Source organism: Microcoleus sp. K4-B3 (assembly GCF_036704615.1).
Taxonomy (GTDB): Bacteria; Cyanobacteriota; Cyanobacteriia; order Cyanobacteriales; family Microcoleaceae; genus Microcoleus.
Window position 1 is genome coordinate 1 of record NZ_JAUBSF010000135.1, and the last position, 11894, is coordinate 11894.

Consider the following 11894-nt stretch of genomic DNA (forward strand, 5'->3'; position numbering starts at 1 on the left):
CACGGCAATCGTTTGGGAGTTTATTGTTGCCGAATCTATCTTCCTTTACCTCTGCTTGAATATCTGCGGAATGTGGGTTAAATGCTCCCTCAATCTCTTAGTCTGCGGAGGCAGACTGGGTTTTTCTAGTAGCGATTTCAATCGCCGAATCATCTACAAACCGATTGCTGATTTAAAATCCTGTTGGTGCGATCGGCTCAATGTCGGGGTCAAATCCTCCGACTTGATTTGTGCGAATTATCCACAAAAATGCTCCCTGTTTTAAGAAAATTTTGGCGATTTCATCTTGGGTACGCCTGGGCAGCATTGTTCGGTAACTAATAGCAGCTTTTATTAGGTTCACTATACCCGCAAAAAATGTTTTTTTCAGTTCCGAATCAATCCCCGCCAATCTCGGATTTTTCCGCCAATCTGGACGGACAATGCCGAGGGGCATTAATACTTTTTCTAAACTTTCTCCTAAAGCTACTAACTGGTGAAATCTTTGGGTTTGTGCGTCGGTGGGATGTGTTTTCAGCCAGTCTTGAATCTGAGGATTTGACTCTATTTCGGAAGTAATTTTTTTAATTGTCGCGTAAATTGCCTGACTTGAATCTTGGACGCAAGAAGTTGCTGGGGTGACTAAACTTGCGCCGGTGCCGTCTCCGCTGCGGTAGCGGGCCATCATGATATCTAGTTGCTGGTTTAATTCGGTTAAAGGCGACAAGGTGATCCCGCCAAAATCGTAGTCGCAACACACGCAATCTAATTTACAGATAATATCGCAAACCGGGCGCTCGCCCAACCAGCCGCGCTGCAAGTCTCCCATATAACTTTGCCATTTGCTGGAACCGGCAACAATTCCGTCGGGATTGTGGGCGTAAACTTGTTTGTATTCTATGTCAAAACGCAGTTCGCTGGTAAAGCGATCGCGCACCACTTTTGCTATTCCGAAAGCAAAATGTCCGGTGACAATTCCCAGCGGTGCAGGTTCGCCTTTTTTGCCGCCGATACCGCCGAAACTGTGAATCACTATGCCGATATCTCCTTCTTGCCAAGGGGAGATTGAAGCGTTTTCTGTAGCATCATTTGGGGTTAACAATACTATTTTTGCTTGCCCTTTTTGTGCTGGTGTATTTTCCCAATTTTTGCTGCTTAAATAAGCCAGAGATTTTTTGAGACCGAAATGTGTTTCATCTGGTGTTAATTGGGCAATTTTGCGGGGTTCGATTGCCTGCACTACAAACATACTGTCTTCGTCTCTTTCGCCGTAAATGTACCAGCCGTCTGGATTTAAGGGCGATTTTTCGATCAGGTAATTGGTAGACCTCGCTACGCCATTTTTGTCTGGCTGTACTTGCGGAATCCGAATAATTTCGGCTGCGCCGTCAAATTGTCGAGATGTTTTGTTGAAATGTCGGACAATAAATTTGTCGCTGTCGGGTTCTTTTCGTTGCAAAATTGAGACGAAGGCGCACAAACGTCCGATAATTTGTACTGGTTCGCGATCGATCGTGAGTTCATAGCGATCGCTGCTGCTATAATTAATCGCAATCACCGGCCTGCGCAGCATCACAGTCACGCTGTCTTCGAGTCTGGTGCCTGCTAGAGTTTCTAAAGGACCTACATTGCGCCAGCCGTTCAATCTATCTGGATGAATGTTGCCAGATTTTTTACTATCTTTAGCCTGTTTTGTGAAGTTGATATCTTGCGTTACTGCGTGGGCAAAAAACTGTACTTCGCGATTTGTACTCCATTTCAAAAAGGCTGTTTTGCCAATAAAAATTTTATATTTTTTTGGCGCGTTTATTACTTCAAAAAACACTGTACCGTAGGGCTGGCGCTGTTCGCTTGAGGGCAAAATTAACCGCCCGTGCCAAAGAGCGATCGGCTTGTAGAGATAGGCAACTGCTGCTGAATTTTCGCAGATTATCTCCGGCTCAAGTGCTTCTAAAATATCGCTTTTTTGTCCAAAAATAGCAGCCGTTAAATTGCCGTCACTTTCTACAAATTGTGGTTCTAAAAAAACTTTGTCAGCTTCAGAAGGATTAGGGGTTGAGTTGCCAGTGTTTGTTTTGAATGCTCGTCTAAAAAGATGGCGGTTTCCCTCCAATTTCGCCTGCAACCAATTGAGGAAAAGCCGAACAAAAATAAAAGCTGTTAGGCCGCAAATTACAGCCAGAACTATCAGCGCCAGAGTCAAAATGAATTGCTCGAAAGATTGACCTGACAGTAAAAAAATTGTGGGCCCGCTCAAAGAAAATGCCGCCATAATATCTAAAAACGAGTTTTAGGTTCGATCCAGTCTGTGCTGGCTTGACTGCCGAAAACGAGGGGTTTGTCCTCGGTGATAGCTACGGTTTTGCCGGCCATATCAACTGCACAAAGAGGCCAAGATCGATCGCCCAAATTGCCGGCGCGGAACAGAACTTGTCCGGGACAAACTTGACTCCAACCCAACAATACAGCATGAGTGTAAAGACTGCGAGCGGGAGCAACGGTATAAGTGTAATTATCATTTTTGTCCCAAATGACACCGTAGTCGGACATATCGGAAGAGTTGAAAAGCGCTTCAAATTCACGGGCGAGAACGCGGGAACCGTCTTGATTCCAAGAAACAGGCACTAAAATGGCGATCGTCCCGGACATATCTGTGTCATCGCTAGCATACATTCCGCTTTCCGCCAGCGGCGAAGCAGCCGCCACTGTTTGCAGTTCCCCAGTTTTGAGATTTTCCACAAACATGACGCTGCTAACCCGACACCGGGCGAATTCCGGCTGCACTTGCAGCTCAATTCGACTGTAAGCTGCGTATTGGCCGTTAGTTGATACTAGGGATGGACTGCGATAGTAGCGGAGGCCTGTGCCGGCAGTTGAGCTAACTTTAGCATGAGTGGCACTAATCCATTCCCACGGAACGGGATAAGGGCTATTTAAAGGGTCAGTCATCGGTTTTTCTTCCAAAAGTTTTACTGGATTATCCAACAGATTCAGGCTTACACGCAACGGGCTAGAAACCCGGTTTTAGCCTCGATACTTCGCCACCCAACCCCAGATTTGTAGAAACCGGGTTTCTTTTTCAGATTTTAGATTTGTGCTCCCATCTAAAATCTAAAATCGATCGGCAAAGGCGGCAAGGTCTGCTATCTTAATTTAGTTCGTTACACAACTTAACTCAAGTTTTATTAAAATCTCACAGGTAAGATAGTACCGAAATCAATATGGTATGTGAACCGAGAGGGAGTTTGACCTAATCACCTCATAGTTTACTAAACTTTTTCTCAAGCGAATTATGGCGATTTTATTGACAGACGCTCCGTTGTATGCTATAAGGTCTAGATAAACCCAAAAACCAAAGCAATTTTTTTCTGGTTTGCAATTTTTTTCTGGTTTGTAAACAAACCGCGATCGATGTAAAACTGACCAGCCTATAAAAAGGTCGAACGGGATACCACGATTCGTTAAATTGGTTGAAAATAATAATTAAACAATGGCTAAAAGCTTAAAAAAAAATAGTTGTACTGACAAAAAATAGCGTGTTGCTCCACCCGAATTGACGGCAGTGGACAAGTAGGAGCAGACTCATGCACGTAGAAGCAGGAGTCAGACCAAGCAACGAAAATACTTAGAGTTGAATGGTGAAGCAAAGATAAAATTGAGCCAAGTTTTGTATAGCAGGAAATATGACGCGATCTTTTAACCAAAAACCTTCAATCCCCCCGACTCGCGCCTCCAAGTCGCGGGGAAAAGGTTTGCTTGTACTGTCGCTGATTTTTAGACTGCTGCTGCTGGGGGTAGGCAGCGGTTTTGCCTGGGTTCTGGGGATGGCGATCGCTCAAATTTATCCCTCAGGCGCGACCGAGATGCCGCTGGCAGAGAGATTGCTGCGTCTAACTCAAAATGTGACCCCCAGCCCGAAACGCGCACCAGCAAAGCAAATTCCGGCGTTCCCGACACCAACCGCTACACCCAGTCAGCAGTCCAAAGTCAGTCCTGCCCAGAGAGAGAAATTGCAGTCGGATTTGAGACAGTTGCAGGGCGAGCTCAACGCGCTGATCGGCCGCACGGCGGCTTTGGAAAGTCAGTTGGGCAGCAGCCGCCCGACGGAAAGTTTGGAAAAGCGGTTGCAGTTGATGTCGCGGCAATTGGCGGGGCCGGAAACGGCGGCAAGTCCTGTTCCTGCTTTGCCCGCGATCGGCAGCAGCCCGAGTCCGATCGCTGAAACGGTTAATACTGCGCCACAGAATGCCAACAATCCGGTGTTTGGCGGGGACGGGCTGATGGTGACTCTGCCCAGCGATGTTTTGTTTGATACTGGCAGCATTTCTTTGCGCGCGGGTACTAATGCGATTTTGGACAATTTGGTGGCGGAGTTGGGCAATCACGAGGGGGCAACTGTGCGGGTTGCGGGCCACACTGACGACGCGGGGGAAGCGGCGGACAATCGCAATGTGTCGTTGGCGCGGGCTCAGGCTGTGGTGCAGTATTTGTCTGGTGTTGTGGGCCAGAATTATCATTGGGTGGCGATCGGCTATGGGGAAAGTCGCCCTTCGGTAGACAATAGTTCCGATACTAATCGGCAACGCAACCGGCGCATTGAAGTGGCAATTAGTCCTTAGTCATCAGTCATCAGTCATTTTTCAAGCATCTTATTCCGATGCCAACAGAAACCATATAAATTAAATATTTCAATTCCCCTCTCCCTATGGCCCCATCTCCCTATCTTCCCCGCTATCAGGCTATCAGGCTGAAGGTGTAAGAGGTGGCAAGTCAGAATTATTTTTAGCCCGATCTATGGCCTCTTGATGTTCGCTCCTAAGCTTCGGTTTTAAATACAAGTTCTCAATCAAAGCTGCCACTCCCGCAAACCAAGGCGGCACAATTACAGCTCCAATAATTCCCAATACTTGAACGCCTCCCAAGACAGACAGCAATTGATATAAAGGATGCACTCCAACCGATGAACCAACCAGCAAAGGATCTAGCACGTAGGTTTCCAAATTCTGGATGATTACAAATAACAGCAACACCCACAAAAGTACCCAGCCACCTTTAGCTAATGCTACGATTAATGCTGGTACTGCTCCCAAAACTGGCCCGAGGAAGGGAATCAAGTTAGTAACACCGGCGATCGCACCCAAGCCTAAAGCAAATTCCGGCATTCCCAAAATGCTCAAACCTGTGGTAATAAATATCCCTAAAATCCCCGAAACTAACACTCGCCCGCGAATATAACTCCCCATTCTTTGACCGATTGGCGCTGCTTGTGCGGCTAATCTTGCATCCCAAGGTTTTGGGAAAAATTGCACCAAACTTTTAATTAATGTGTCGCTGTCGGCTACCATGTAACCTGAAATAAATAATGCTAAAACTAGGCTAAAGACACCGCCTAGAATGCCTCTAGTTAAACTGTACGATCGCAAAACCAGTTGTTGGCTCGATCGAATCAGCCAATTAGTCAGCGATTGAGTGTCCACCAACTGACCCACCAAGGTTGGGGCATTGTCGCTCAACCGACTCAATACATTAGTTGCCACAGTTCGCAAACTTTCGACATAAACGGGTAACTGCCGCAGCAGTAACTCTATTTGTTCGATTACCGTGGGGCCGATTAACACTACCGTCCCGCTAAATCCGCCGATGAGAGTTAAATAAACCATAATCACCGCTAGCCAGCGGGGAACCCGCATTGTTTCGGCCCAATTAACGATCGGGACGATCGACGCGGCCAGCACGACTGATATCATCAGAATTACTAGCAGGCTCCGCAATTGCCACAGCAGCACTAGCAGCAAGGACGATGCTACAATTAGCAGCAAGTTAGGTAAAGAAATGGTTATCCGCTGTTCTGACATGATTAAGTAATTATATTTTTGGCGCTCGTCTCAGCCTTGATTTTATAATAAACGATATGATATAAGTTACAATTAAGATTATGAAAGTGCATTCAAGCAGTGGGAATGTCTTTGCTGACTTAGGGCTCCCCAATCCTGATGAATTATTGATTAAGGCACAACTAGCTCATCAAATCAGTGAGTTAATTTCCGAACGCCAACTAAGCCAGACTGAAGCAGAAAAGCTCTTAGGAATCGATCGACCCAAAATATCAGCATTGATGCGCGGTAAATTATCCGAGTTCTCTACAGAACGCCTATTTCGTTTTCTCAACGCACTCGGCAGCAATGTAGAGATTCGTATTGCCCACTCGCAACCAAATGTCCAAGCTCAAACTCGCATTGTCGTAGCGCCTAGTATATGATCAATTAAAACATTAATATGCAGCCACAATATTCCACCCAAGATTTATCCACCCTTTCGTCTATAAAATCACCAACGCTGTTTTACAAATGGCAAAATTATCGCTGTGCTTACAATGTTTATCAACCAACTACTGCGACAGAAGATAGCATCCCTTTGTTATTAATTCATCCGATAGGAGTTGGTTTGTCAAGAATCTTTTGGCATAGATTTTGTGAGAGTTGGTACAAAGCAGGGAACACAAATCCAATTTATAATCCCGACCTTTTGGGCTGCGGCGATTGCGAAATGCCTGCTGTGGCTTGCTATCCTGACGATTGGGCTGCACAGTTGCAGTTTTTCTTGGAAACTGTAGTAAAAAAACCTGCGATCGTCCTCGTGCAAGGTGCTTTGCTAGCTGTAGCCTTGGCTTTAGCAAAAAAGCAGCAGGAAAGCGGCTCAAATTTAATTCGCGGGTTAGTCCTCGCGGGGCCTCCCGCTTGGGCGGTGATGAACAAACATTCGACAGACAGACAGCAAAGAATTGTCTGGAATTTGTTAGATTCTCCCTTGGGAAACGCTTTTTACCGCTACGCCAGACGCGCTGAGTTTTTGCGTTCTTTTTCCATCAAACAACTGTTTGGCGATGCTGCTAAAGTTGACAGCGAATGGTTGGATGCTTTGCAGGCTGGGGCGGCGAATCCTGACAGCCGGCACGCGGTTTTCTCGTTTTTAGCTGGGTTTTGGCGGCAGGATTACAGCGGTACGATTCAAAAGTTCGATCGCCCCGCACTGATTGTGATGGGAGAAAAAGCCTCAAGCATCAGTCAAGCGGGTAAAGAAGAGAAACCGGATGAAAGATTAGCGCAATATTTGGCTAACTTTCCCAATGCAGAAGGTTTATTAATGCCAGGGTGCAATGTTTTGCCCTACGAATCAACAGCAGAATTTGTCGAGACTGTTGCGGAGTTTGTGGATAAGTTAAATAAAAATTAAATCTATTTGTGGAGTTATTATCTAATAATAACTGACACAGTTAATAGACCTCATCATGTGTCCCGATGTCGAGTAAAACAATGACTTCACTATTTGTTTCCGTGTCCTCTTCAATCGAGAACACAATGCTGGAGGTCAGGATTTCGTTTGACAAACTTGCGAAATGCTCGTTTGAATTTGGGAGTCAGAACCAGTGGTCTCATGTTTCGGGCTCGTCCAAAGACTGGCGTAATGTTGCAATAACCTCCTCGGCTGACTGGTGTCGAAATTTGCCTGTACGGAAATCAGCTAATGTTTGTTGAGCATCCGCAGCTATTTCGGCGCGGATACTCTCGCGGTGACGGTTTTGCAGGATTTTAATCAGCATTTCCTGCTGTTCGTAGGACAGTTGTAAAGCAGTTTCTAGCACTTGGTCGAGGGTATTCATAGAGTTAGGCTATTAGCTCTAAGGTTGAACAACTTGCGAAGTTTAGTAAATTGTATCGCTTATTCCAAGACTAGGCTAAACTTCAAGAAAAATGTACTAAACTAGGTCTTGTCATGAGCGATCGCAAAATCATTACGATCGAACTAGGTAAACGCGGTGGAAAGCCTTGCATCAGGCGAATGCGAATTACCGTGTATGATTTGTTGGGTTGGCTGGCTGCGGGAATGTCTCATACAGAGATTCTAGACGATTTCCCAGAGTTAACGGAGGAAGACATTAGAGCGTGTTTAGAATTCGGCGGTTGAAACCGCTTCTTGTCAAACAAAGTCTGCCTCCGCAGATTATGAATTTAGTTTCAACCCCGATGCCAAATTGTTGTACCATCTTTTTGATCGATCAGAGTAATTCCCCGATCCTTAAGTTCGTTGCGAATGCGATCGCCCTCAGCGAATTTTTTAGCTTTCCGGGCATCTTTCCGCTGCTGAATCATCACCTCAATCTCTTCATCAGTTAATCCGCTAATAATTTCAGCTTCAAGACTAAAAGATGGGGGATGGAGACGGATATTCGCACGTGCCGGGACGAGATTGGTAAATCCTAAAACTTCGGCTAACTTAACAAGAGTCTGCCACTTTTGTTGCAACACTTCCGAAGGCATTTCCGTTTTTCCCCCATGTACAATTATATTGCGTTCGCGCCGCAATTCCTTCGCCAATTCAAACACAACAGCTAAAGCATTAGGAGTATTGAAATCATCATCCATCGCTGCTATAAATTGCTGTACAGCATCACTATGGCCTAGGGGCAATTTCAGAATTTTATCTAAATCCCAGCCCAATTGGGAACCGTGCAAATCACCAAAAACTAGGCTTTCTTTAAGAGTCTGCCAGCCATTTTTTGCAGAGGCGATCGCCTCTTCGGTAAAATCAATTTGACTGCGGTACTGTGCTGTTAACACAAACAGCCTCACCGCCATCGGTTCCACCGCTTTTGACTTCTCGCTTCCTTCATTCTTACTCCCCTCCTTACCAAGGGGGGGCTGGGGGGGGTTAGATTCCAAATCACCCGACCAATTCCCATCCAACAAATCGCGAATTGTAATAAAATTGTGCAAAGATTTCGACATCTTTTTGCCATTGACAGTCACAAAAGCATTGTGCATCCAATAATTAGCCAGGGACTTGCCCGTCGCGGCTTCAGATTGAGCAATTTCGTTTTCGTGGTGCGGAAAAATTAAATCGGAACCGCCGCAGTGAATGTCAATTGTTTCGCCCAATAATTTGCTATAGCGCACCATCGCCGAACATTCGATGTGCCATCCGGGGCGACCTTTTCCCCAAGATGAATCCCAAGCAGGTTCTCCGGGTTTAGCGCTTTTCCACAGGGCAAAATCTGACGAATCTTGCTTTTTTTGAGCTTCTATTTCTGCTGTTTCCAATCTCCCGCTAGCCCCAGCCTGCATTTCTTCCAACTTGCGGCCGGAAAGTTTTCCGTAATCGGCAAACTGCCTCACCTTGTAGTAAACGTCGCCGCCGGAAGCATAGGCATAACCTTTATTTTCTAATTCGTGAATCAGCCGTTTAATGCCGTCGATTGTATGGGTGGCGCGGGGATATTCATCTGCCCTGAGAATATTCAGCTTGTCCATATCTACGAAATATTCCTCGATGAAGCGTTCCGCGACGGCTTCCATTGTGGAATTGGTTTCGCGGGCGCGATCGAGAATTTTGTCGTCAATATCTGTAAAATTTTGCACGTAGCGCACATCGTATCCCCGCCACATCAGATAGCGGCGCACCATGTCCCAAACAATGTAAGCGCGGGCGTGGCCGACGTGGCAGTAGTCGTACACCGTAACGCCACAGCAATACATCCGCACCTTTGGGGGTTCGAGGGGTTCAAAAGGTGATTCGCGACGGGTCAAGCTGTTGTAAAGCGTTAGGGCCATGGGATTTGAGATTTGGGATTGACGTACTGCTCTAATTTATTATATTACCGCGTTTGATTCCCGTATTTTCAGGTAGGGCTGTTTGATTGACAAAATCCGCAGATACCGTGTAACATTTAATTAGATGCTAATTTAATGTCATCATTATGATAAACCTTTCAAGAGACATACATTATCTCACCGATTTTAAACGTAATACCAATGAGTTTGTGCAGCGGCTGAAGCAAACAAAACATCCTTTAGTTCTAACTCTCAACGGGAAAGCAGAGTTAGTTATTCAAAATGCCGAATTTTATCTTATCAGAGACTTTTAGATGCGGTTGAGTTATTAGAGACTTTAAAGGGAATTAAACAGGGTTTGGAACAAATAAATCGATGGGAAGGAAAAAAAGCGGAATATTTTTTTAATCGTGCATATGAAGTTTTTTTCAAGGAGGCATATGATGGAACAAGAGGGTGACTATCTAGCACAGCAGGGGAATGAGGATGGTGCTACTTGGTTGTTGGGAAATTTGGCTTCCGAGTTGGCTGAGAAGATTGCCAACTCGGAAACCATAGCAACCCCAGAAATGTATTTCAGTTTCTTGATGAAGGTGTTGCGGGCAATTTACGACAGCGATAGTAACCCACAAGTCGTCTACCCATTGCTAGCAGCAAACAAAGAAAAACTTGATGATTCCTTTGCCAGATTGTTTCAAAAATTGGCAATAGATATCCTAGAACAAGTAGAACAAAATCAAGTCCAAGAGTATGCGGGACTCATCGGCAACTTTAGTAACTTGATGCAACAGTTTCCGCTAGGAAACAAAGTAAAGAATTTGGAATTAGCCATTGCAGGCTATGAAATAGTTGGCACTATTTTTAACCGCGAGGATTCTCCTGAATTATGGGGAATGCTGCAAAATAATCTGGGCAATGCCTATAGTGAGCGAAAAATTGAGAATAGAGCAGATAATTTAGAAAAAGCTATCAATTGCTTTAATCAGGGGTTGCTGGTATTGACCCGTGAGGATTTTCCAGAATTATGGGCAATGACCAAAACAAATCTTGGCACTGCCTATGACGATCGGTTACGTGGCAGGAGAGCAGACAATTTGGAACAAGCTATCAATTGCTATCAGCAGGCATTATTGGTACGTACCCGCCAGAATTTTCCAGAAAAATGGGCAATAACTCAAACTAACCTTGGCAAGGCATACCAACAACGTATAATTGGAGAAAGGGCAGATAATTTAGAGAAAGCTATTAATTGCTACAACAAAGCCTTATTAGTATTTAGCTCTGATACTTTTTATGAAAATTGTGCTCTACTACAAAATCAGCTTGGAAATGCCTACAATAATCGTATTCAAGGAAAAAGAGTAGATAACTTAGAAGCAGCGATAAAATATTATAATCAAGCATTAATAGTACGCACTCAGGATGCTTTTCCAGAAGAGTGGGCTATGCTCCAAAATAATCTTGGCACTACCTATCGGTCTCGCATACTTGGGAAAAAAGCCAATAACTTAGAAGAAGCCATAAAATTTTATAACCAAGCATTATTGGTGTTCACTCCCGATACTTTTTCCGAAAGTTGGGCAACAACAAAAATCAATCTAGGCAATGCATACAACAATTATATTCAAGGCGGACACACACATAATATAGAAGAATTTACCAACTATTTAAAGCAAGCCATCAAGTGCTATCACCAAGCTTTGTTGGTTTTTAAATTCGATGTTTTTCCAGAAACATGGGCAATGGCGCAGACTAATCTCGGCGCTTCGTACAGAAATTTAAGTGTTACCCATAGAGATGAAAAAGCCTTAAAGCTTCGTCAATTAGCCATAAAATGTTACACACAAGCATTACAGATACTTAATCCTCATGCCCTGCCACAAAACTATATTTTAACTAAATTTAATTTGGGTATTGTCTATCAAACAGATGAGGACTTCCAATCAGCTTACAATACATTTACTGATGCCATTGACACTGTAGAATCCCTGCGGGGTGAAATAGTATCTGGAGATGAATCAAAACAGAAATTAGCTGAAGAATGGAATGAACTCTATTGCAGTGTAGTAGAAGCTTGCCTAAAAATAGACAAACCCACCGAAGCCATTGAATACGCTGAACACAGCAAAACTCGCAACCTAGTTGAACAAATCCTCACCCGCGACCTCAAAAGTATCGTTACCCAAGAAGAGGATTTAAAGAAGTTAGAACAACTGCGAGACGAAATAGCTAAGCTGTCAAACATCTAAACTGCATTAACTAAGTTACCTTTATTTTTTACTTTTCGGTTCCATTTCATAATTAGTT

At 44.5% G+C, this 11894-nt stretch carries 10 protein-coding genes; 5 read left to right on the forward strand and 5 right to left on the reverse strand.

Annotated features, from left to right (window positions below):
- Nucleotides 1-172: 172 nt before the first annotated feature.
- Together QUA78_RS30260 and QUA78_RS30265 are read right to left on the reverse strand one after the other, a co-directional pair.
- The gene (locus tag QUA78_RS30260; RefSeq protein WP_333305470.1) at nucleotides 173-2251 is read right to left on the reverse strand and encodes an abortive infection protein; all 2079 of its coding nucleotides are present in this window, start codon (nucleotides 2249-2251) and stop codon (nucleotides 173-175) included.
- 5 nt (nucleotides 2252-2256) lie between these two features.
- On the reverse strand, nucleotides 2257-2928 hold the full coding sequence (locus tag QUA78_RS30265) for a hypothetical protein (protein ID WP_172187026.1): 672 nt from the start codon (nucleotides 2926-2928) through the stop codon (nucleotides 2257-2259).
- 734 nt (nucleotides 2929-3662) lie between these two features.
- Here QUA78_RS30265 and QUA78_RS30270 point away from each other — a divergent pair.
- A complete protein-coding gene (locus QUA78_RS30270; RefSeq protein WP_333305468.1) occupies nucleotides 3663-4598 on the forward strand; it encodes an OmpA family protein in 936 nt (311 codons plus the stop codon).
- A gap of 123 nt (nucleotides 4599-4721) precedes the next feature.
- Here QUA78_RS30270 and QUA78_RS30275 read toward each other — a convergent pair whose 3' ends face one another.
- Nucleotides 4722-5834, reverse strand: a complete 1113-nt coding sequence (locus QUA78_RS30275) for an AI-2E family transporter (protein WP_333305466.1) — start codon at nucleotides 5832-5834, stop codon at nucleotides 4722-4724.
- Nucleotides 5835-5914: 80 nt separating this feature from the next.
- Between QUA78_RS30275 and QUA78_RS30280 the strand changes: the two genes are divergently transcribed.
- Together QUA78_RS30280 and QUA78_RS30285 are read left to right on the forward strand one after the other, a co-directional pair.
- The gene (locus QUA78_RS30280) at nucleotides 5915-6238 is read left to right on the forward strand and encodes a helix-turn-helix transcriptional regulator (RefSeq protein ID WP_333305464.1); all 324 of its coding nucleotides are present in this window, start codon (nucleotides 5915-5917) and stop codon (nucleotides 6236-6238) included.
- A 17-nt stretch (nucleotides 6239-6255) separates the two neighbouring features.
- Nucleotides 6256-7212 (forward strand): alpha/beta hydrolase, encoded by a 957-nt coding sequence (locus QUA78_RS30285; protein WP_333305462.1) that lies wholly within the window; start codon nucleotides 6256-6258, stop codon nucleotides 7210-7212.
- A 199-nt stretch (nucleotides 7213-7411) separates the two neighbouring features.
- Here the strand turns inward: QUA78_RS30285 and QUA78_RS30290 are convergent, their stop codons facing one another.
- Nucleotides 7412-7639, reverse strand: a complete 228-nt coding sequence (locus tag QUA78_RS30290) for a hypothetical protein (RefSeq protein ID WP_333305460.1) — start codon at nucleotides 7637-7639, stop codon at nucleotides 7412-7414.
- 113 nt (nucleotides 7640-7752) lie between these two features.
- Between QUA78_RS30290 and QUA78_RS30295 the strand changes: the two genes are divergently transcribed.
- Nucleotides 7753-7944, forward strand: coding sequence for a DUF433 domain-containing protein (locus tag QUA78_RS30295; protein ID WP_333305459.1), 192 nt, complete (start codon nucleotides 7753-7755; stop codon nucleotides 7942-7944).
- A 50-nt stretch (nucleotides 7945-7994) separates the two neighbouring features.
- On the opposite strand, the gene cysS is transcribed toward QUA78_RS30295, so the two are convergent.
- Nucleotides 7995-9587 (reverse strand): cysteine--tRNA ligase, encoded by a 1593-nt coding sequence (gene cysS, locus QUA78_RS30300; RefSeq protein WP_333305458.1) that lies wholly within the window; start codon nucleotides 9585-9587, stop codon nucleotides 7995-7997.
- Between the two features lie 440 nt (nucleotides 9588-10027).
- Between cysS and QUA78_RS30305 the strand changes: the two genes are divergently transcribed.
- On the forward strand, nucleotides 10028-11836 hold the full coding sequence (locus tag QUA78_RS30305) for a tetratricopeptide repeat protein (protein ID WP_333305456.1): 1809 nt from the start codon (nucleotides 10028-10030) through the stop codon (nucleotides 11834-11836).
- Nucleotides 11837-11894 lie beyond the last annotated feature (58 nt).